22 protein-coding genes are annotated in these 21,827 nt (G+C 53.4%); 9 read left to right on the top strand and 13 right to left on the bottom strand.

Going from position 1 to position 21,827, the window contains the following annotated elements:
• The first annotated feature begins 3 nt into the window (after positions 1 to 3).
• Positions 4 to 1,683, top strand: coding sequence for a methyl-accepting chemotaxis protein (locus KP22_RS19665; protein ID WP_039308595.1), 1,680 nt, complete (start codon positions 4 to 6; stop codon positions 1,681 to 1,683).
• 270 nt (positions 1,684 to 1,953) lie between these two features.
• On the opposite strand, the gene KP22_RS19670 is transcribed toward KP22_RS19665, so the two are convergent.
• From KP22_RS19670 to KP22_RS19695, 6 genes are all read right to left on the bottom strand, one after another.
• Complete coding sequence (locus KP22_RS19670) at positions 1,954 to 3,144, bottom strand: aminotransferase-like domain-containing protein (protein ID WP_039325923.1); 1,191 nt, start codon at positions 3,142 to 3,144, stop codon at positions 1,954 to 1,956.
• Between the two features lie 29 nt (positions 3,145 to 3,173).
• A complete protein-coding gene (gene livF / locus KP22_RS19675; protein ID WP_039325924.1) occupies positions 3,174 to 3,875 on the bottom strand; it encodes a high-affinity branched-chain amino acid ABC transporter ATP-binding protein LivF in 702 nt (233 codons plus the stop codon).
• 5 nt (positions 3,876 to 3,880) lie between these two features.
• Positions 3,881 to 4,651, bottom strand: a complete 771-nt coding sequence (gene livG, locus KP22_RS19680) for a high-affinity branched-chain amino acid ABC transporter ATP-binding protein LivG (RefSeq protein WP_039325926.1) — start codon at positions 4,649 to 4,651, stop codon at positions 3,881 to 3,883.
• The gene (locus tag KP22_RS19685) at positions 4,648 to 5,922 is read right to left on the bottom strand and encodes a high-affinity branched-chain amino acid ABC transporter permease LivM (protein WP_039325928.1); all 1,275 of its coding nucleotides are present in this window, start codon (positions 5,920 to 5,922) and stop codon (positions 4,648 to 4,650) included. The genes livG and KP22_RS19685 overlap by 4 nt, the downstream gene beginning before the upstream one ends.
• A complete protein-coding gene (gene livH, locus KP22_RS19690; protein ID WP_039325930.1) occupies positions 5,919 to 6,845 on the bottom strand; it encodes a high-affinity branched-chain amino acid ABC transporter permease LivH in 927 nt (308 codons plus the stop codon). Before livH ends, KP22_RS19685 begins: the two co-directional genes overlap by 4 nt.
• 157 nt (positions 6,846 to 7,002) lie before the next feature.
• On the bottom strand, positions 7,003 to 8,115 hold the full coding sequence (locus KP22_RS19695) for a branched-chain amino acid ABC transporter substrate-binding protein (protein WP_039308552.1): 1,113 nt from the start codon (positions 8,113 to 8,115) through the stop codon (positions 7,003 to 7,005).
• Between the two features lie 404 nt (positions 8,116 to 8,519).
• On the opposite strand from KP22_RS19695, the gene panM reads away from it, so the two are divergent.
• Entirely contained in the window at positions 8,520 to 8,969 is a 450-nt protein-coding gene (gene panM, locus KP22_RS19700; RefSeq protein ID WP_039308555.1) for an aspartate 1-decarboxylase autocleavage activator PanM, read from the top strand.
• A 64-nt stretch (positions 8,970 to 9,033) separates the two neighbouring features.
• Here the strand turns inward: panM and rpoH are convergent, their stop codons facing one another.
• From rpoH to ftsY, 4 genes are all read right to left on the bottom strand, one after another.
• The gene (gene rpoH / locus KP22_RS19705) at positions 9,034 to 9,891 is read right to left on the bottom strand and encodes an RNA polymerase sigma factor RpoH (RefSeq protein WP_039308557.1); all 858 of its coding nucleotides are present in this window, start codon (positions 9,889 to 9,891) and stop codon (positions 9,034 to 9,036) included.
• Between the two features lie 332 nt (positions 9,892 to 10,223).
• Complete coding sequence (ftsX, locus tag KP22_RS19710; protein WP_039325932.1) at positions 10,224 to 11,192, bottom strand: permease-like cell division protein FtsX; 969 nt, start codon at positions 11,190 to 11,192, stop codon at positions 10,224 to 10,226.
• A complete protein-coding gene (ftsE, locus tag KP22_RS19715) occupies positions 11,182 to 11,853 on the bottom strand; it encodes a cell division ATP-binding protein FtsE (RefSeq protein ID WP_012772843.1) in 672 nt (223 codons plus the stop codon). The genes ftsX and ftsE overlap by 11 nt, the downstream gene beginning before the upstream one ends.
• A 5-nt stretch (positions 11,854 to 11,858) precedes the next feature.
• On the bottom strand, positions 11,859 to 13,310 hold the full coding sequence (gene ftsY / locus KP22_RS19720) for a signal recognition particle-docking protein FtsY (protein WP_039308564.1): 1,452 nt from the start codon (positions 13,308 to 13,310) through the stop codon (positions 11,859 to 11,861).
• Positions 13,311 to 13,658: 348 nt separating this feature from the next.
• Here ftsY and rsmD point away from each other — a divergent pair, with 348 nt between their 5' ends.
• Together rsmD and KP22_RS19730 are read left to right on the top strand one after the other, a co-directional pair.
• Entirely contained in the window at positions 13,659 to 14,234 is a 576-nt protein-coding gene (gene rsmD / locus KP22_RS19725) for a 16S rRNA (guanine(966)-N(2))-methyltransferase (RefSeq protein WP_039325934.1), read from the top strand.
• Positions 14,235 to 14,263: 29 nt separating this feature from the next.
• The gene (locus KP22_RS19730; protein WP_167333810.1) at positions 14,264 to 14,539 is read left to right on the top strand and encodes a DUF1145 family protein; all 276 of its coding nucleotides are present in this window, start codon (positions 14,264 to 14,266) and stop codon (positions 14,537 to 14,539) included.
• A 3-nt stretch (positions 14,540 to 14,542) separates the two neighbouring features.
• Here the strand turns inward: KP22_RS19730 and KP22_RS19735 are convergent, their stop codons facing one another.
• A complete protein-coding gene (locus tag KP22_RS19735; RefSeq protein WP_039325938.1) occupies positions 14,543 to 14,902 on the bottom strand; it encodes a DUF2500 domain-containing protein in 360 nt (119 codons plus the stop codon).
• Positions 14,902 to 15,222, bottom strand: a complete 321-nt coding sequence (locus KP22_RS19740; RefSeq protein ID WP_010681394.1) for a DUF1820 family protein — start codon at positions 15,220 to 15,222, stop codon at positions 14,902 to 14,904. The genes KP22_RS19735 and KP22_RS19740 overlap by 1 nt, the downstream gene beginning before the upstream one ends.
• A 181-nt stretch (positions 15,223 to 15,403) precedes the next feature.
• Between KP22_RS19740 and KP22_RS19745 the strand changes: the two genes are divergently transcribed.
• The gene (locus KP22_RS19745) at positions 15,404 to 16,033 is read left to right on the top strand and encodes a lysoplasmalogenase (RefSeq protein ID WP_039308573.1); all 630 of its coding nucleotides are present in this window, start codon (positions 15,404 to 15,406) and stop codon (positions 16,031 to 16,033) included.
• A gap of 91 nt (positions 16,034 to 16,124) precedes the next feature.
• Positions 16,125 to 18,482: a zinc/cadmium/mercury/lead-transporting ATPase gene (locus tag KP22_RS19750; protein ID WP_039325940.1), complete on the top strand. Its 2,358-nt coding sequence runs from the start codon at positions 16,125 to 16,127 to the stop codon at positions 18,480 to 18,482.
• A gap of 116 nt (positions 18,483 to 18,598) precedes the next feature.
• Here KP22_RS19750 and tusA read toward each other — a convergent pair whose 3' ends face one another.
• Positions 18,599 to 18,844, bottom strand: a complete 246-nt coding sequence (gene tusA / locus KP22_RS19755) for a sulfurtransferase TusA (protein ID WP_039308580.1) — start codon at positions 18,842 to 18,844, stop codon at positions 18,599 to 18,601.
• 216 nt (positions 18,845 to 19,060) lie between these two features.
• Between tusA and KP22_RS19760 the strand changes: the two genes are divergently transcribed.
• From KP22_RS19760 to tssI, 3 genes are all read left to right on the top strand, one after another.
• The gene (locus KP22_RS19760; RefSeq protein ID WP_039308583.1) at positions 19,061 to 19,738 is read left to right on the top strand and encodes a 7-cyano-7-deazaguanine/7-aminomethyl-7-deazaguanine transporter; all 678 of its coding nucleotides are present in this window, start codon (positions 19,061 to 19,063) and stop codon (positions 19,736 to 19,738) included.
• 186 nt (positions 19,739 to 19,924) lie between these two features.
• Positions 19,925 to 20,491, top strand: a complete 567-nt coding sequence (locus KP22_RS19765) for a DcrB family lipoprotein (RefSeq protein ID WP_039308586.1) — start codon at positions 19,925 to 19,927, stop codon at positions 20,489 to 20,491.
• Between the two features lie 543 nt (positions 20,492 to 21,034).
• Positions 21,035 to 21,827, top strand: a 793-nt coding sequence (gene tssI, locus KP22_RS19770; RefSeq protein ID WP_039325943.1) for a type VI secretion system tip protein TssI/VgrG, incomplete at its 3' end; no start/stop codon positions are given.

The raw sequence follows: 21,827 nt of genomic DNA on the forward strand, positions 1-21,827 counted from the left end.
ATGCTGAATCTGCTGAAAAATATGAAACTCGGTACGATGTTGGGTACGGGATTCGCCTCTGTCATCATCATCGGTCTGATGGTCGCCGTTCTGGGGCGCGCGCATCTGGTCGATCTGGGCGAAGATATTGAATCGCTGTCAGAAAAAAACCTGGCCGGTCTCATCCTGATACAAGACGCCAAGAGCGGCTTTGATGCCGTAGCACGTTCAGTACGTAACATTGGCCTGACTGATGACAGGAACCGTATTCAGGAAGAAAAGCGCCTGATCGATCAGCAAATTGTCCGTAATACTGAAACCCTGACCAAGCTGTATGAGCACCTGTCTGAACCAGAAACCCGCGACTCGCTGGAGAGCCTGACACAGGCGCGTCCGGCTTACCGGGAAGCCGTCAATAAGGCTGTTGAGCTCGGTCTGTCCGAAAGTGCCGAAGAGAGAGCACGAGCCGTGCAGCTTATGGTCAATGAAATGCAGATTACGCAGGCCCCCGTCTTCGCCGCGCTAGACAGCATGGCAGAATTACAGAAAAAGCGGACGCTGGAAATGACGGCAAGCGCCATGCAGGAAGCACGCTCAGATGGTAACACCCTGATCTTCTACGCAGCGATTGCGGTTCTCGTTGGTATTCTGGTTTCCGTACTGATTACTCGTACCATCAAAGGCTTGTTGGGTGGTGAAGTGGCTTACGCCGCACAGATCGCTCAGGCGGTTGCGCAGGGAAATCTGGCGGTAGCAGTCAACCTACGTCCCGGTGATGACCGTAGCGTGCTGGCGGCAATGAACGGCATGCGCAAAAGCCTGAGTAGCATTGTTGAACAGGTGCGTGAAAGCAGTGAATCTATCGCAACCGGTGCCAGCCAGATCGCCGCAGGCAGTACCGACCTTAGCCAACGTACAGAAGAACAGGCAGCCAACCTGCAACAAACCGCAGCGTCCATGGAAGAGATGAGCCAAACCGTCCGCCAGAACTCAGATACCGTTCGTAACGCCGCTCAACTGGCACAGGCGGCTAGCAACACCGCCGCTAAAGGCGGCGAAGCGGTCAGTAATATCGTTGTCACCATGAAAGAGATTACCGACAGTTCACAAAAAATTGGCGACATCATTAGCGTCATCGACGGTATCGCCTTCCAGACCAACATTCTGGCGCTTAACGCCGCAGTGGAAGCTGCACGAGCAGGTGAGCAAGGTCGTGGCTTTGCGGTCGTCGCTGGAGAAGTACGTTCGCTGGCACAGCGCTCTGCAACCGCCGCCAAAGAGATTAAAGAGCTGATCGGCCACAGCGTCGAGAAAGTCGAGGTGGGCTCCGCACTGGTCAGCGATGCGGGAACGACGATCGAAGAATTGGTGCGTCAGGCGCGTCACGTAGCCGATCTTATTAACGAAATTGGCGTCACTACGCAGGAACAAGAATCCGGTGTCTCACAGATTCATGATGCCGTTAACCAGCTCGATCAGGTCACACAGCAGAATGCCGCACTCGTTGAGCAATCCGCTTCCGCTGCCGATAGCCTGAGCGATCAGGCCGCTCATCTGGTAGAACTCATGAAGGTATTTATCGTTGAAGGCGGGTCGTCACAGCACACGACATCACAGTTGAAAAGACCGCCCAGCGCGAAGATCTCCCTCGCAAGCCCTAAAAGCAGCGCGGGAAGCAATAACCAAAACTGGGAAACCTTTTAACCACACCACCGACTAACGTACAAAGAAAAGCCGCTGAAATATCAGCGGATCAGACCATTGACAAACCTATTGACTGAATGAAAAACGAGAGTAACGGAATAGAAGAGTAAAGCGTTTGCGCCAGGGATGGCGCAAGCCGAGCGTACAAGGATGTATTCACAGCGTCTTTACGATCTATCCGTTACTCTCGCTCTACGGACTTTGTCAGCAACCTCAGCCGCTGAAATATCAGCGGCTTTTTTACATCAACAGGTTGCCTGCTATCGGCGATTACAAAGCCCGACGTAGGCGGGCTACCGCTTCATGCATTTGCTCATCCGTTGCCGTGGCAAAGGACAGACGCAACGTTGAGTAATCGATATTGTCTGGGAAGAAGAATTCTCCCGGCACGAAGACAACGCCCTGTTCCAGCGTCTTTTTCAGCCATTCTGTCGTGTTGAAATCGTCCTGACGGAACTTCGCCCACAGGAACATCCCACCCTTCGGCTGGTTAAAGGTGATCACATCACCCAGTTCCTTCTCGACCAACTGTGCCAGCAGTTCACCTTTGTGCTTATAAGCATGGCGAATTTTTTCGATCTGCGTCTCCAGACGTCCCAGCCCCAGATAGCACTCTGCGACGGTCTGCGACAGTGCGCTGGCGTGTAGGTCAGCGGCCTGTTTGATAATCGCCACCTTGTGCAACAGCCAATCCGGCAGAATCGCCCAACCAAGACGCAGACCCGGCGCCAACACCTTCGAGAACGTGGAGGTATACAGCACATATTCCGTGCTACCCAGTTTATCCTGCGCCAGTTGGAACAGCGTCGGGTTACGCTCATCGGTGAAACGCAATTCGCCATACGGATCGTCTTCGATAATGACAAAACCGTAGCGCTCCGCCAGTTGAACCAATTGCAGGCGACGTTCATAGCTCAGCGTAACACCGCTCGGGTTACCGAAATTCGGGACAATATAGACGCCCTTGATGCGCTGTTTTTTCAGCAACTCTTCCAGTTCATCAACCACCATGCCATTGGCATCGGATGATACAGACATCACATTCGCCTGCGCCAGTTCCAGCGTTTGCAGCGCCGCCAGATAAGTCGGGCGCTCAACGACGAACACATCACCGGGATCGATCATTGAGCGCATAATCAAGTCCAGCGCCTGCTGCGAACCTGCCGTCACGACAATATCATCGCCACGTGTTTTTACACCGCGCAGAGCGCATAGTTCGGCGATACTATCGCGCAACACGCTACTGCCTTCGGTTAAACCGTACTGAAATGCCGTTTTTGGCTGTTCGGTAATCGCTAACTGCGTGGCCTGGCTTAAGCCTTCGAAATCAAACAATGCATCTGACGGAATCCCGCCAGCCAGCGAGATAATATTTTCCATCTTGCTGTGTTTCAGCAGTTCACGGATGGCGGAACTTTTTAACTGAGCGATGCGGTGCGCTAGCAACCCTTCAATGGCCATGTCTTCTTAACCTTTCAACAAAACTTCAATTATCCGCCCAGATAGGCCGAACGTACCGCTTCATTAGCTAACAATGCCGCACCGGTATCTTCCAACACGATATGACCATTTTCAAGTACATAACCCCGGTCAGCCAGTTTCAGCGCCTGATTGGCATTTTGCTCTACCAGGAAGATGGTCATGCCCTCTTCGCGCAATTGCTGGATAGTATCAAAAATTTGCAGAATGATAATCGGCGCCAGCCCCAGCGACGGCTCGTCCAGCAGCAGTAAACGCGGCTGGCTCATCAGCGCACGGCCAATCGCCAGCATCTGCTGCTCACCGCCGGACATGGTGCCGGAGCGCTGGGCGCGTCGCTCATAAAGACGCGGGAACAGATCGTAGACGCGAGCAATGCGCTCCTGATACTGATCGCGCTCGGCAAAGAACCCGCCCATCGCCAGATTTTCCTCTACCGTCATGCGGGAAAAGACGCGACGGCCTTCCGGCACAATCGCGATCGCTTCGCGCATAATCTGCGCCGTCTGCCAGTGTGTGATGTCCTTACCGTCAAATGTAATAATGCCTTCCGTCGCGCGCGGATCGCCGCACAGCGTGCCCAGCAGCGTGGTTTTACCGGCACCGTTCGCGCCGATCAGCGTAACAATCTCGCCCTGATTAATATGCAGGCTCACCTGATGCAGCGCCTGAATTTTTCCGTAGTGGGCCGAAACCTGATGTAATGACAGCATAAACGTTATCCTTCACCCAGATAGGCACGGATGACATCCGGGTTGTTACGAATTTCAGCTGGGGTGCCTTGTGCCAGCGGCGTTCCCTGATTGACGACATAAATCCGGTCAGAAATCCCCATTACCAGCTTCATATCATGTTCGATCAGCAAAACAGACACCTGATGGCTATCGCGCAGTTCCGCAATCAGCTGATTTAACTCGTCAGTTTCTTTCGGGTTCAAACCCGCGGCAGGCTCATCGAGCATTAACAGCTCAGGTCGCGTCACCATACAACGGGCAATTTCCAGACGGCGCTGCTGACCGTAAGCCAGATTCCCCGCCTGACGGTTCGCTAAATCCAGCAGGCCGATACGCTCCAGCCACACCGCGGCACGCTCTTGCGCATCGGCTTCCGCACGACGAAAGCCCGGTGTTTTCAACAGCCCGGCAAACACGCCGCTTTTCAGGTGCTGATGCTGCGCGACCAGCAGGTTCTCGACCACCGTCATCTCACGGAAGAGACGAACGTGCTGGAACGTGCGCACCACGCCCATGCGAGCAATGGCCTGTCCAGATAACCCTTCCAGATGACGATCGCGTAACATGATAGAGCCGCCGCTCGGGCGATAAAAACCGGTCAGGCAGTTAAAAACCGTGGTTTTTCCCGCCCCGTTCGGGCCGATCAGCGAGACAATTTCGCCAGCATGAATGTCCATTTCAACATTGTTGACCGCCAGCAGGCCGCCAAAACGCATCATCAGACCTCTGACTGATAACAGTGGCTGCGTGCTCATGCTTGCTCTTCCTTCTTCGCGACTTTCAACTTCATCTCAGGACGCTTCATCGGCAGCAGGCCTTGCGGACGCCAAATCATCATCAGAACCATCAATGCACCCAGCAGCAGCATGCTGTATTCATTCAGGTCGCGCATCAGCTCACGGGACACGACCAGCAGGATTGCCGCGAGAATAACCGCAAACTGCGACCCCATGCCGCCCAGCACAACAATAGCCAACACAAAGGCCGACTCAGCAAATGTGAACGATTCCGGGCTGACAAAACCTTGACGTGCGGCAAACAGCGTACCTGCAAACCCAGCGAACGCAGCGCTAATAGTAAAGGCGGTCAGCTTGATGCGCGTTGGGCTCAGACCCAGAGAACGACAGGCAATTTCGTCATCACGTAGCGCTTCCCAGGCACGTCCTAACGGCATCCGCAGCAGACGATTAATCACAAACAGGGTCAACACGACCAGCAGCAGCGCGACCAGATACAGGAAGATAATACGGTCGCTGGGGTCGTATTGCAGACCAAAGAAATTATGGAAAGTATCCCAACCGCCGTCGCGTGCGTTGCGGCCAAATTCCAGACCAAAGAAGGTCGGTTTAGGGATCTGGCTGATGCCGTTCGGACCGCCGGTAATTTCGGTATTATTCAACAGCAGGATACGGACAATTTCGCCGAACCCAAGCGTCACAATCGCCAGATAATCACCCCGCAAACGCAGCACCGGAAACCCCAGCAGGAAGCCGGACAGCGCCGCCACCATGCCCGCCAGCGGCAAACTTTCCCAGAAGCCCAATCCGTAATAGTGGTTCAGCAGTGCATAGGTATAGGCGCCGATGGCGTAAAACCCGCCGTAGCCCAAAACCAGCAGACCAGACAGACCAACCACAACGTTCAAACCCAAACCCAGCATCACGTAAATCAGCGTGAGAGTGGCGATATCCACCGTTCCGCGCGAGACCAGAAACGGCCAGGCGATAGCGGCGATAATCAACGCCGCAGCGAGTATTTTCTGGCGTGGTGTGCTGCCATCAAAGCTCGGCAACACCAGCGATGGGGCGGAAAATTTCTTGATGCTTTGCTGGAAAAAGGGGCGAATCAACTGGAAGAAGAACACCACGATGCAGCCCGCGCCAATCCAGTACCAGCGAACTTCATCGGCACCGCGCACCACCAATTTGGTGCCATCCAGCGCCAGTTGCATACCCATTAAGAACGAGGCCAGCACCAGCAGCATGAACGCGGAAACAAACGCATTAACCAGGTTGAGCTGTTTCATACCTTCTCAACCTCCGGGCGACCCAGAATACCGGTTGGCATCACCAGCAGTACCGCAATCAGCAGCGCAAACGACACCGCATCTTTGTATTCCGTACTCAGGTAAGCGGACGTCAGCGCTTCGGCTACACCCAAAACCAGCCCGCCGATCATCGCGCCAGGGATACTGCCAATCCCGCCCAGCACCGCTGCCGTAAAGGCTTTCATCCCAGCCATGAAACCGATATAGGGGTTGATGACGCCGTAAAATTGCCCCAGCAGCACGCCTGCAACGGCAGCCATGAGTGCGCCAATGACGAAGGTCAGGGAGATCACGCGATCGGTACTGATACCCAGCAGGCTAGCCATTTTCAGGTCTTCCGCACAGGCGCGACAGGCGCGCCCCATACGGGAATAGCGAATAAATAGCGTCAGCGCCAGCATGGCGAGGAACGTCACGATCCAGATGGTCAACTGCATGGTGCTAATCGTCGCGGCAAAGCCATTGCTTTCGCCCAGCACCCACTGACCAGTCACCAGACTCGGCAGCGCAACATCACGCGAGCCCTGATTCAGACTGACGTAGTTTTGCAGGAAAATCGACATCCCGATGGCAGAAATCAGTGCAATCAGGCGCTTTGACGTTCGAACAGGTCGGTAGGCCACCCGTTCGATACTCCAGCCGTAGGCGCTGGAAATCACTACGGCGGCAATAAATGCGACGCTAATCAGAAGCCAGCCAGCATCGATGCCCATCATCATCAGAGCCGCAATAACAATAAAGGAGACATAGCTACCGATCATATAAACCTCGCCGTGCGCGAAGTTAATCATGCCGATAATGCCGTAAACCATGGTGTAGCCAATGGCGATCAGCGCATAGGTGCTGCCCAACGTCAGGCCGTTGAACATCTGCTGAAGAAAGTAGAGGAACTGCTCGGACATACCTTAACCTTAAATGCCGCCCCCGCGCCTTGCGGCAACGGGGGCTTCGGTATTGAGGGATTAGTAGTGGTACAGACTCAGAAGGCGGAGAATGCTCTCCACGCCGAAGAGACAGACAACGGCGCATTCCCCCGTTCTCGCCTCCCCCGCATGATGATTATTTCACTGCGCTGGAAGTACCGTCTTTGTGCCACTCAAATACGCCAAATTCAAACCCTTTCAGGTCGCCTTTTGCATCCCAGCTTAATGGTCCCATTACGGTATCCACAGATTTCGCCTTCAGATCCGCAACCAGTTTTTCCGGCTCATCGCTACCGGTACGTGTCATCGCGGTGGTCAGTGATTGCAGCGCGGCATAAGTCGTCCAGACGAACGGACCGGTTGGGTCCAGTTTCTTGGCTTTCAGCGCATCCACAATCGGTTGGTTAGCAGGAACCTGATCGTAACGCTTCGGCAGCGTCACCAGCATACCTTCAGATGCATCGCCTGCGATGTTAGACAGCGAAGAGTTACCCACGCCTTCTGGGCCCATAAACTTGGTTGTCATACCCGCCTGACGTGCCTGACGCAGAATCTGTCCCATTTCTGGGTAGTAGCCGCCGAAATAAACAAAATCGACGTTCTCTTTCTTCAGACGCGCAACCAGCGTAGAGAAATCTTTATCACCCGCCGTCACACCTTCAAACAGCACAACATTCGCACCGGCTTTTTTCAGGCTATCCTGAACAGAGCGGGCCAGACCTTCACCATATTGCTGTTTATCATGAACCACGGCGATACGCTGCGGTTTGATGGTTTCGACAATGTATTTTGCTGAGGTTGGCCCCTGATCGGAGTCCAGCCCCGTGGTGCGCAGCACCATTTTGTAGCCGCGCGTGGTCAAGTCGGCGTTGGTTGCCGCAGGCGTAATCATGATCACGCCTTCTTCTTCATAAATATCAGACGCAGGCTGCGTGGAGGAGGAACACAAATGGCCAATCACATAACGGATACCGTCATTGATGACTTTGTTCGCTACGGCAACCGCCTGCTTAGGGTCGCACGCGTCATCATATTCCACACCAACCAGTTTATTGCCGTTTACGCCGCCTTTGGCATTGATATCAGCAATAGCCTGACGCGCGCCAATGAACTCCATGTCGCCATATTGCGCCACTGGACCAGACATTGCGCCAACAACCGCAACCTTAATATCAGCAGCGCTGACTGCGTGGCTAAACGCCGCAGCCATACAACCCATCAGCAATACTTTACCTTTACTGAATTTCATTCTTTTTACCCCATCTGTCATTATGGATATTGCCGAAAACCTGGCCGCTTTCTGCCATAACCTGCTATTTTCTTATAAGTAAGAAAGGCTTAGGTTATTATTAGTAATGTTTTTTAAGAAGGCTTTATTTTTCATATTATTAAACAGGAATTTTATGCTGCAAATCAACTCACACTGTCAGAAACAAGCGGAGCAAACAGCACAAAACACCAGATGCAAAAACCAGCATTCAATTTATATATAGTCAGATATTCTACTTTATGCATTAATTGTTGATGGATTACTCGAAAAACAAAGAATGAGAAAAACATTTGCCCTATTAACCATAACGCCCAAATTACACAACTGATTCACTACAAAACAACTACATTATTCTTCACTCACATGATGGAGTGCCGATAAAAATGAAACTCACCATTGAATGCCTCACCCAATTCAGCCCCCAGGACAAAATTGATCTGGCGAAAATCTGGCCGCATCAAAACATTGATTTATTAGAAGCGGGACTTAAACCGACTCGACGACTTTTCGCCGCGCGGTTTAACGATCGGTTACTCGGAGGAGTGCTGGTTGAAATTGCGGGGGACTATGCAGAGCTGAGCGATATGATGGTACGTGAAGTGACACGTCGGCGGGGCGTAGGACAACTTTTGGTTGATGAAGCGCGCCGTCAGCTTCCTGAAGTGAACGAGTGGTGGCTGGCCACCGCCAACCATGCCGCCATTAAAGAGGAAGTGCTGGCACGGTTTATGGTGTCCTGCGGCTTTTCACCCGTATCCGGCGGCTGGCGCTATATTCGCAGACAAGAAACGACGCTGATTCTTGACGAACTCAACCCGGACAAGCCGGACTGACATCAGACAAAAACAAAACGACCGGGCATTACCCGGTCGCTACAGAAAGAAATGATGGGAGCGATTACGCTTCTATCGCCGCTCGCAGTTTTTTCATCGCATTCTTTTCTAACTGACGCACACGCTCAGCGGAAACACCGTATTGATCGGCCAGTTCCTGCAAGGTGGATTTGTTGTCATCATCCAGCCAGCGAGCGCGAATAATGTGCTGGCTACGTTCATCCAGCCCTTCAAGCGCGTAGGTGAGCTTATCGGCCGCATGCGTATCCCAGTTATCTTCTTCAATGCCATCGGCAAAGTCAGACGATTTATCCTGTAGGTAAAGCATCGGCGACATCGCTTTGCCGTCGTGCGAATCCTCTTCCGGCGTCGGATCGAACGTCATGTCCTGCGCCGCCATGCGGGATTCCATCTCGCGCACGTCTTTGCTGGTCACGCCAAGTTCACGCGCTACCAGTTCGACTTCATCCTGATTAAACCAGCCGAGACGCGTTTTCGTCTTGCGCAGGTTAAAGAACAGTTTACGCTGTGCTTTGGTGGTCGCCACTTTCACGATACGCCAGTTACGCAGCACGTATTCATGAATTTCTGCTTTGATCCAATGCACGGCGAAAGAAACCAGACGCACGCCCACTTCAGGATTGAAGCGACGAACCGCTTTCATCAGGCCGATGTTCCCTTCCTGAATCAGGTCCGCCTGCGGCAGGCCGTAGCCGGAATAGTTACGGGCAACGTGAATAACAAAACGCAGGTGTGACAGAATCAGGTGCTTAGCAGCCTCCAGATCGCCCTGATAATGCAGTCGTTCAGCCAGCTCCCGCTCTTCCTCCGCCGTCAGCATCGGATAGGCATTGGCGGCACGAATATACCCTTCCAGACTGCCCTGGGGAACTAAGGTGAAAGTTTGCATATCTTTGGTCATTCAGCCCTCTCAGTTGCTCTACTCGTCATATTACAGTCGGCTATCTTAGCACTGCTTCACCGCCTCGTTTTGCACAAAAATGGCAAAATGCGGCACCTTAAAGCGTATGTATTGAAACCTTCATAATCTATCTATTCAGACTGTGATTTCGCTCGCAAGTTCCTACTATTTTATTCACCTCATGCCAGAGATCAAGCAGGAGAAAAACAAGACGTCAACGTACTCGAAACTAAGGGGAAAACGCAGCGGGAAGTGCAAATAAGAGATGTCGCTGAGGAAATTTCCCCTGCAATACGGTCTGAATCACAGGGGATAATTATACCAGAAAACGCTTACTGTGGTGTAAAACGGCGTAAATGTTGCACGGTTGCCAGCCAAGCGGCCAGCCAGCCAATCATGCCAGCGATTAACAGCAGCAGCAGGGACTCATCCCAGCTCAACCCTTTGACAGCAAACGTCGTACCGAAAACCGCAGCAACCTGCGCCACCACCGCATCTAGCTTCCAGACCAGCGCCTGCGAGAGAATCAGTGATAGCACCGCACCGCCCACGCCCATTACCGCTCCGCCATTCAGGAACGGACGCAGAATAAAGCCGTCCGTCGCGCCAATCAGCTTCATCACGTTGATCGTTTCACGGCGGCTGAAAATACTCAGACGCACGCTGTTGCCGATCACCAGAAAGACAGCAATGACCATCAGGACGCCAATCATCGCGGAAATCTGCCCGACCAGATTGGTCAACGCCACCAGACGAGCAAACCAGCTGTCGTCCATCCGCACTTCATCCACACCCTGCGTCGACGCCACGCGGTCACGCAACGTTGTCAGCGTGTTGGAATCCTGAAAGCTCATTTTTGGCGTAATGATCGCTACCGCGGGTAACGGATTTTCTTCCAGCATATCCAGCGCGCCGCCAAAACCGGACCAGTTGCGGAACTCGCCCATCGCTTCATTGCGCGACAGATAATTGACTTTATCAACGCCATCTTCAGATTGAAGCTGCGTGATAACCGCCTGCGCCGCGTTGTCATCCAGCGATTTATCCAGATACACCGTCAGTTGAGGCGATGGATACCACTGTGTGGCAGCCTGACTCACATTTTTCCATACCAGATAGCAGATGCTGGGCAACGCCAGCGAAATAGCAATGACCATCACGGTCAGGAACGTCGCCAGCGGCTGGCGCAGCATATCAGCCAGCGTATTCGTCCAGGCATAATGCCACTGCTCCTGCCAGCCACCGCGCAGTGCTTTCGCTTTTGCGACAGGCTTTTTCGTATTACGGACGTTATTCGCCATCGTGGTTTCCCCCCACCATGCGGCCATCCGACAACGTCAGCACACGGTAATTACGGCGGGCGATCAGCCCGGTATCGTGCGTCGCCATCAGGACAGTGACGCCGACGCGATTGAACTCTTCAAACAGGCGCAAAATGCCTTCTGACAGCGCCTCGTCCAGATTGCCGGTCGGTTCGTCCGCCAGCAACACCGCGGGTTTATTCACCACCGCACGTGCAATACCGACACGCTGTTGTTCACCGCCAGACAGCTGGATAGGATAGTTTTTCGCTTTATCCAGCAGGCCAACTTTGTCCAGTGCGGCCGATACCCGACGACGAATATCCTCACTGCTGGCACCCGCGATAATCAGCGGCATCGCGACGTTGTCATAGACCGTACGCTCCATCAGCAGGTGGTGATCCTGAAAGATCATGCCGATTTGACGTCGCAGGAACGGGACTTCGCGTTTTTTCAGGCGGCTAATATTGTGGCCGCCAAATAAAATCTGACCCGCGCTGGGACGTTCAATGCCACAAATCAGTTTCAGTAGGGTACTTTTCCCCGCGCCGGAATGGCCGGTCAGGAACGCCATTTCCGCGGGGCGCAGATGGAAATCCACCCCTTGCAATGCCTGACGCCCACCGAGGTAAGCTTTACTGACCTGTTCAAAACGAATCATCCGTTTTAATCCTCTCGGGCAAAAAGTGCCTCAATAAAATCGTCGGCCTTGAATGGCCGTAAATCTTCAATACCTTCACCTACCCCAATATAGCGGATAGGAATAGCAAACTGGTCGGCAATGGCGAAAATCACCCCGCCTTTCGCGGTCCCATCCAGCTTAGTCAAGGTAATCCCCGTCAGACCAACCGCTTCATTAAACAGCTTGGCCTGGCTCACCGCGTTCTGCCCGGTACTCGCATCCAGCGTCAGCATCACTTCATGCGGCGCGTCTTCGTCCAGCTTCTTCATCACGCGCACAATCTTTTTCAGCTCTTCCATTAGGTGCGCTTTGTTCTGCAAACGCCCAGCGGTGTCCGCGATCAGGACATCAACGCCGCGCGCTTTCGCTGCCTGAATCGCATCGAAAATCACCGATGCCGAATCCGCACCCGTATGCTGTGCCACCACCGCCACGTTATTGCGCTGTCCCCAGACCTGAAGCTGCTCGACCGCCGCCGCGCGGAAGGTATCCCCCGCCGCCAGCATCACGGATTTGCCCTGCGCCTGGAACTGACGTGCCATTTTGCCGATGGTGGTGGTTTTCCCCACGCCATTAACGCCAACCATCAGAATGACATACGGTGTTTTGCCTTCAATATTCAGCGGGGCGTCCACCTTAGCAAGAATCTCCGCCATTTCTTCTTTCAGCTTAACAAAAAGCGTATCAGCATCTTTCAGTTGGCGACGACTGGCATGCTCAGTCAGACTGGTGATGATCTTACGAGTCGTTTCGACCCCAACATCCGCAATCAGCAGTTGTTCTTCCAGTTCATCAAACAGATCGTCGTCGATTTTCTTACCGCGAAACAATCCGATAAATCCGGAACCGAGATTCTGGCGCGTTTTTACCAGACTGCGCTTCAGGCGAGCGAAGAAACCTTCTTTCGTCGGACGTTCTTGCTCTTGCACAACGACGGGAACATCATCTAGCGGTTCACTTTCCTGATCTTCTTGCTGCGCGGTATCCCGCTCATCGTCAACCTGCGCCGCGATCTCAGTCTGCACGATCGGAGCGGCGATATCCCGATCGGGAGCGTCATAATCGATCGGTTCACGATCGTCTGTTTCGGAAATAATGGGGGCGGCAACGTTAGTTTCTGGAACAACAACGGTTGGCTCGTCAGCCGCAGCGGTAGCCTCACGCTCGACGACTGGTGGGGTCAGTTCCTCCGCTTCAGCCTTTCTCTTTTCTTCAGAGACGCTCTCTTCTTCAGCGATAGCTTCTTCCGGCAGCGGTTGCTCTACAAGCTCCCGCGTAGACTCAGCGGTCTGGTGAGTTGATGCCGCAGCATCCGGCTCTGCCGCTGGCGGCTGTTCTTCAACAATAGGCTTCTCTTGCGGCTGCTCTTGTTGTTTGTCTTCCTGTTTCCCTAATCCCAGCCAGGAAAAAAAACCGCGCTTCTTTTCTTTTGACATGTGCGATCGCGCTCCACGCTGCTCACCGCAGCGAATCAATCAATGAAAATCATATTTAAACAACAAGTTTAACACTTTCCTGCCGACAGCAACACGCAGCCAACGGGGCCAATGACGGACAATTCTCGGCGCGGCCGACAATCTTCGTAACGAAAGGCAATGTCCGTAACGAAGTGTGTCAGACGCTGCGCGTTATCGAAAGCCCGTAGATAGCACAAAATTTTGGCTTAAGCGCCTTAACGTCCATCTTAACATTCCCTCTACACGTAACCGCCGCTAGAATAGCGCCAGAAATTTCCTGCCCGCATCCACACAAGATGATGCGGTACAACAATAACCCTGTGAGCTATGGCTAAAAAAAATGCATCGTCAGCCGCCGGACAAATCCGAATCATCGGTGGTCAATGGCGCGGCAGAAAACTTCCGGTTCCTGATAGCCCCGGTTTACGTCCCACCACCGATCGCGTGCGGGAAACGCTATTTAACTGGCTGGCTCCCGTCATTCAACAGGCACGCTGTCTGGACTGCTTTGCTGGCAGCGGCGCGCTCGGTCTCGAAGCCTTATCCCGTTATGCTGCTCACGCCACATTATTGGAGATGGAGCGTGCAGTCGCCCAGCAATTAACGCAGAATTTGGCACTGCTTCGGGCGGAAAACGCCGAGGTGGTCAATACTGATGCCCTGAACTGGCTGGCGAAGCCGGGCACACCGTTTGACGTCGTGTTTCTCGATCCACCGTTTCGCAAAGAGCTGCTAAACAACACGCTCGCTCTGCTGGAACAACAAGGCTGGCTGGCACCAGACGCGTGGATTTACGTGGAAACAGAGGTGGAGAATGCACAGTTGACTATCCCAGATAATTGGCAACTTCACCGTGAAAAAATTGCGGGTCAGGTTGCCTACCGTTTGTACATCCGTCAGTGATCGTCGCAGAAACGTAAGGGTAAGAGATGATTTTGATTAACCTTGGCAGATTATTGATGCTGGGCGTGTGGGGATTTCTGTTGCTTAACCTGATTCAGCCGTTTCCCAAGCCGTTGAATATCTTCATGACCGTGGCGATGGTGTTTATGATCCTGATGCATGGTTTTCAACTGCTGCTGTTAAAATCCAGTCAGCCAAAGGGCAGCCCCGCGCTGAACCGCGCGCTTCAGGCGCGTATTTTCCTTTTTGGCGTGTTTGAACTGCTGGCGTGGCAGAAAAAACAGCCCAAGCCACCGAAGCCGTAACCGCTACCTCTGCTGGGGCACAAAGCGAATAAAGCGCGTGCCCTTTAGCTGCAACGATCCCTGCATACCGGTATCAAGCAGGTGATAATCTGCGCTTTCGAGGCGCAATGTGACATCCCCGCCGCCAGCAATCGGCCTGAACGTGGCCTCATACAGCATATCCTCCACGACCATCACCTGATGCTCACGCGCACGCCGACGAGTACGGGGAAATTCGCGTTTGTGTTTCACCTCTGCGACCACAATACGCAGCGGAGCCGCATCATTCTGCGCTTCCCGATGACGTTGGCGTCGGTATTGTCGCACTGCCAGCACCAGAATCGCACCAACAGCCAACGCCAGCAGCCAGGGAAAATCACCCATCAGGGCTTCTTGCCGGGAAGATAAGGGAACGCGGTAACGTTATCGCCTAAATCAGAAATACGGGCACTGCCTTTTTCCGTCACGGCATCAATACGAATAATCGCCTGTAGAGGGATAAAACTGCGGCTAACCCCGGAGAATTCCGTTTTCAGTTTCTCGGTTGACGGGTCAACCAACACCGTCGACTGGCTATCAAACACAAAGTCGGCAATTTCAATAAAACCGAACAGGCTGCTCTGAACCAACTCACGCACGTAAAGCTGGTAATTCTTACCGTTGTTTATAAATTGAATACGATAAAGCGCGGATTCATTACTCATTCAACACAATGCTCCCTTCAGAGACTTTACGCCGTAAAAACGGGCGATAACATAACATGAAGCTCACGAAACACGCATCCGTCTCGCACCGTGTTGTTTAACTTCCTCACAATCCCCTACACTGAATAAAGAACGGTTTATTTTTATTCTGACGCAAACAAAAACACAAAAAGGACACGCTATGCTTTGGTCATTTATTGCTGTGCTTTTTTCTGGCTGGTTGTATGTAGACGCCAGCTATCGTGGTCCAACGTGGCAACGTTGGTTATTCAAACCCGTCACAATGCTACTGCTGCTAGCATTAGCCTGGCAGATGCCGCTGCTTGGCGTGCCAGGCTATCTGATTGTGCTGGGGTTACTGGCCACGCTGGTTGCAGACACGCTACTGTTGCTCCCAACCCAGCGCTTGCTTTATGCGTTTGGTGCCTATTTCCTCTCCCATCTGCTGTATACCATTAGCTTTTTTACCGGACAAATCGCGCTCACGTTCTTCTGGCCGCTGGCATTAACGCTCGTCATTTTGGCCGCGATCCTGATCGCCATTATCTGGGGACGATTGGAAGCACAGCGCTTGCCCGCCTGCGCGTTTATCATCATGACGACGCTGATGGTCTGGATTGCCGGTGAACGGTATTTTGCGCTGGGAACAAACGCGAACTTCTCCTTGCTGACGGGCACCGTACTGCTGTTTATCGCCCATGCAGCCTGGCTGATTCACCATTATCGTTTCCCGTTCCGCGCCCATCAGGCGATTGTGGCAGCGGGCTATTTTGGCGGCCATTTCCTGATCGTCCGTTCCCTTTATTTCTGACGTTCACGGCGCTTACGAAAGGCTGGCTAAGCATTGAGCGGCGGTGTAAAGTTTCTGATGAGAATAGCAATCACTAATATAGGAGGAAGAGATGCACTCTCATCAGCACCGCCACAGCGCTGAGAAATCAGCATGCTGTACTCATCACGCGCCACGCCGTACCGTACACAGCGCGAAAAGCTGCTGCAACGAGCACTCGCAGCATTCGAACCATGCAGACCACAGTTGCTGTTCAACCAGGCACACATCCGATGCCGCGGTTCAGACCGCATGTGGCACAGAGCAACATTCGTCAGACAGCGGCGGTAGCGCGGATTCAGACGACCCCGACAGCGGAGACAGCGACAGGCCCCGATCCCACCAGCGTTTCAGTTGGAAAATCAGCGGGATGGATTGTCCCAGCTGCGCACGTAAAATCGAAAATGCAGTAAAAAACCTCACCGGAATTGAACAAGCCAAAGTGTTGTTCGCCACCGAAAAACTGGTGGTTGACGCCTACACCGATAGTCGCCCTCAGATTCAACATGCCGTTCAGCAAGCGGGATTCACCTTGCAGGACACCGCGCTCCCCATCGCACCATCCGATACCTCTACCGTACGTCGTTTCGTGCATGAATATGGTTTCTTAATACTTTTCACTCTGCTGGCTGCTGCAAGCTGGGGACTTTCCCTGTTAAGCGAGCGTGGCGGGCAGATCGCGTTTATCGCAACCACGATTGTCGGGCTGATTCCGATACTGAAAAAAACGGTGCAACTCATTCGCACAGGTACACCCTTCGCGATTGAAACACTGATGAGCGTAGCTTCCATCGGGGCGCTCTTGATTGGCGCCACCACCGAAGCCACGGTCATTTTGCTGCTGTTTATGCTGGGCGAACACCTCGAATCTTACGCGGCAAACCGCGCACGACGTGGTGTAACGGCACTGATGGCGCTGCTTCCTGAAGACGCAACGGTTATCGGCAACGGGCAGCGACGCCTCGTTCCCGTTGCAAGTCTGGTTCCCGGCGATGTCATTGAAGTCGCTCCCGGTGGACGACTCCCTGCCGATGCCGAGCTATTGAACAGCGATGCCAGCTTTGATGAAAGTGCCCTGACCGGCGAATCGGTTCCCGTTGAGCGCACACCCGGTGAAAAAATTGCCGCTGGCAGCCTATGTGTCGATCGGGTCGTGCAGTTGCGTGTGGTTTCACAGCCGGGCAACAGCGCCATCGATCGCATTCTGCAACTGATAGAAGAAGCAGAAGAGCGCCGCGCACCGATAGAACGTTTCCTCGATAAGTTCAGCCGCTACTACACGCCAGCCATCATGCTGCTGTCACTGTTGGTGATTCTGGTTCCCCCATTACTGCTGGCACAGCCGTGGCAAGAGTGGATTTATCGCGGCCTGACGCTGCTGTTAATCGGTTGTCCGTGTGCACTGGTGATCTCAACGCCTGCGGCGATTACGTCTGGGCTGGCGGCGGCAACGCGCCGTGGGGCACTGATTAAAGGCGGTGCTGCGCTGGAATCGCTTGGCAATATCAAGACTATTGCGTTTGATAAGACGGGCACGCTGACGGAAGGCAAGCCACGGGTAACGGACGTGCTACCCGCCGCAGGTATTAGCGAAACGGCGCTGCTGACGCGCACCGCCGCAGTAGAGTCGGGTTCGCACCATCCGCTCGCCAAGGCCATCGTCCAACATGCGTTATCCAGCAGCACATTCCTCCCGATGGCGGAAAACCGCAAAGCGCTGGCAGGTGTCGGCGTTGAAGGCATGATAGGCGGCAAGCGAATTCAGGTTAGCGCACCGACTCGCGTCGCGTCCGGTTTGCTTGACGCCGCCTGGCTGCAACAAATTGATGCGCTGGAAAACGAAGGGAAAACCGTCGTGGTGGTGCAAGAAGACGACAGACTGCTCGGCTTGTTGGCGCTGAGCGATACGCTACGCCACGATGCGCGTGAAGCGCTGGATGCCTTACAACAGTTGGGGATACGTGGCGTCATGCTCACGGGGGATAATCCCCGCGCAGCAGCGGCGATTGCAGCGACATTAGGGATCGATTACCGAGCCAGCCTGCTCCCTGCCGACAAGGTTACAGCGGTCAGCGAACTGAGTAAGCAGCACCCCGTGGCGATGGTGGGCGACGGCATCAACGATGCACCGGCAATGAAAGCCGCAACAATCGGCATCGCAATGGGAAGCGGTACGGATGTGGCGCTGGAAACCGCCGATGCGGCATTAACACATAGCCGCCTGACCGGGCTGGCGGCCATGATCAGCCTGTCGCGTGCCACGCAGCGTAATATCCGTCAGAACATTGCCATCGCGCTAGGGCTGAAAGCGGTATTTCTGGTCACCAGTATTCTCGGTATTACCGGGCTATGGCTGGCGGTGCTGGCCGATTCCGGCGCAACGGCACTGGTCACCGCCAACGCGCTGCGGCTGCTGAGAAAACAGGACTAACATTACCGTTGCTGGCTGTTGGTTGAAGGATCGAGAAACACGGAGCGACAACGGGGCGAGGCTCAGAGATGAGCCGAGTATTGCCAACGCACCTGCGGCTTGAAGTATGACGAGGATCAGTGACCCTTGCGCAGCAGATACCGATAGGGAACCTGTTCGGTCTCCTGCGCCAGAAGCTCATGCTCCATATACACGCAAAAACCGGGAATATCGCGGGTGGTGGCCGGATCGTCGGCAATAATCAGCAGCGTTTGCCCGGTTTCCATCTGGCGTACCGTCTTACGCACCATCATTACAGGCTCAGGGCAACGCAGCCCCTGAGCATCAAGGGTTTTATCCGGGTTGGTAAAGGGATCGGTCATCAACGTTCTCAGTGCTGGAATCAAAAAACTGCCTTAGTTTACGCGGAGGATTTCCCGACGCAAGCAACGACAACGTTTGCGCATAAAACCCCCCTCTTTTATCAGCAAAACACATTGCATTAGCGAGGTAATTGCGTATTATCCCGCCGCGTTGCAGCATAAATCTGCACGTTATTCCTTGGGTTCCCTAACCCCAATAACCAAAAAGGTCACATTATGTATTGTTTCACTCCCCAGCAGCGGCTTACGGCGCTGATCTGGCTATCGTTGTTCCATGTCCTGATCATTACATCGAGTAATTATCTGGTGCAGCTCCCGGTATTGATTTTCGGTTTTCATACCACCTGGGGGGCGTTTACCTTTCCGTTTATTTTCCTGGCAACTGACCTGACGGTTCGGGTTTTCGGTGCGCCGCTGGCGCGTCGTATTATTCTGACCGTGATGGTGCCAGCGCTGGTGATTTCCTATCTGGTTTCATCACTGTTTTATCAGGGATCGTGGCAGTCGTTCGAGGCATTAAGCCAAGTAAATATCGTCGTGGCACGTATCGCCTGCGCCAGCTTCATGGCGTATGTTCTCGGCCAGATTCTGGATGTTCACGTCTTCAATCGACTGCGTCAGAAGCGCGCGTGGTGGGTCGCTCCAGCCGTTTCAACCGTATTTGGTAATTTCAGCGACACGCTGGCCTTTTTCTTCATCGCGTTTTACCGCAGCACCGATGTTTTCATGGCTGCAAACTGGGTCGAAATTGCGATGGTGGATTATGCCTTCAAACTGCTGATTAGCCTGGCATTTTTCCTGCCGATGTACGGCGTGATGCTGAACATGGTGCTCAAACGCCTAAGCGAGCAGAAAGGCACTCACGACTATCAATCCGCCAGCAGTCACAATTAATGTTTATCGGGCGGCGATTCATGCCGCCTTTTTCCTTTAAGCCACTCATCATTTTGTAAAAATAACGCAGCCTCAAACAACGGTTTGCAACAACAAAATGCTTGTTTTTGCTATCTGAATAGGGTGCCATACTGTTATTACCTGTCTAAAAAGATTACCTGTTAAAAAACGAGAGAAAGGGATCCTATGTCGAATGTAATCAAATACCTCGGTGTCGGCGTGCTTGTCGGCTTGCTTGCCGCCTGTGATGGCAAAACGGATGACGCTGCAAAAGCAGGTGCACAAGATAAACCTGCCGCAGAAGCCAACGCGAGCCAGAACGTCGAATTAATGGATGGCAAGGTGGCATTTACCCTGCCGGCCGATATGCGTGATCAAAGCGGTAAAGTGGGCACACAGGCGAACAATATGCACGTTTACGCCAATGACAACGGGCAGAAAGCGGTCATCGTGATTCTGGGCGACAACACTACGGAAGAGCTGACCGTGCTGGCGCAGCGTCTGGAAGATCAGCAACGCACGCGTGACGCCAATCTTCAGGTTGTCACCAACAAAACCATCGATGTTGACGGCAAAAAGCTGCAACAGCTGGACAGTATTATCACCAGCAGCGGACAGCAGGCTTATTCCTCCGTGGTGTTGGGGAAAGTGGAAAACCAACTGCTAACCTTGCAAATCACGCTGCCAGCCAACAATCAACAACAGGCACAGAGCGAAGCAGAAGGCATTATCCACACCCTGAAGCTAAAATAATCCCCCAATCCGTCTCTTAATAAATCCCCAGCGTATTGGGGATTTAGGCTCCTGCCAGCTTAGCGTTTAACCTGAAAAGCACAGCATCTCTTACCGATACCTACGTGGGAGAGAGAGCATCCCTCTTTCTCGTCGCCTTTACTTAAAAATGAAATTATTTCAATACTAATCAATTGATTAGTCTGTTTTCAGTCCTTTCTTCGTACTATTGGTTTTTACTTCACCTGCTATCCTTCCCTCGCTATTATTTATCAACAGGACTCACGTCAAAGATGTGACAGGGAACGTTTTCATTATTCTGCCAACCGTCTAAAACCCGCGTTCTGCTTGCTTTTTACCGTGTGGTGAACACACCGACTCTCTGCTTAACCTGAATTTTTTGCGTTTCCTCCAGCGTGGCGTTTAGCCAACATGAGCTGTGGTGTGAGCGGGCTTAGACCACAGTTCAGGTTTTCATTTTAATCAGGGTCGCGGTGGCGCTCTGGAAGAGTCTGCTGCGTGCGGTAGCCATGGAACAGCACAAGGATAATAAGGAGAAGCTCAGTGGCAAACAGTACAGGATTACAGTTCACCGTAAAGATTGGCGCGCTGGAGGCAGGCACCTTTGCGGTGGTGGATTTCAGGCTGGACGAGGGGCTGAACCGGCCTTTCAGCCTGTCACTGAGTCTGGCGAGCGCGTTGCCGGATGTGGATTTCGGCGCGGTGCTGGATCAGCCGTGCGAGCTGCTGATTTGGTATGAGGGTGAGTTAAAACGCCGGGTCAGCGGGATTATCAGTGGATTCACGCAGGGCGATACCGGATTCCGGCGCACGCGCTATCAGGCGGAAGTGCGTCCGGCGCTGTGGCGACTGGGGCTACGCACCAACGCCCGCATTTTTCAGGCGCAGAAGCCGGAAACGATTATCGGTACATTGCTGGAAGAAGCCGGTATCACCGACTATGCCTTTGCGCTGCGCCATGAGCACGCGGTGCGGGAATACTGCGTGCAGTATCGGGAAAGCGACCTGGCCTTTATCACCCGTCTGGCAGCGGAAGAGGGATTGTACTTCTTCCACGAGTACGAAGAAGGTAAGCACCGGGTGGTGTTTGCCGACGATGCGGGAGCGCTGACTAAAGGGTCGTCGCTGTTCTTCAATCTGGCGACGCAGGGGCTGAGCGAGGGCGAATATGTGCGACGCTTCCACTACGCGGAGCGGGTGAGCACCGCCGAAGTCGAGCTGAAAGACTACAGCTTCAAGACACCAGCTTACGGCCTGTCGCACAAGAAGATGAGCGGCGAGCTGGCACACCAGCGTGAAAGCTATCAGCATTACGACTATCCGGGGCGCTATAAAC

The sequence above is a fragment of the Pectobacterium betavasculorum genome, assembly GCF_000749845.1.
GTDB lineage: Bacteria > Pseudomonadota > Gammaproteobacteria > Enterobacterales > Enterobacteriaceae > Pectobacterium > Pectobacterium betavasculorum.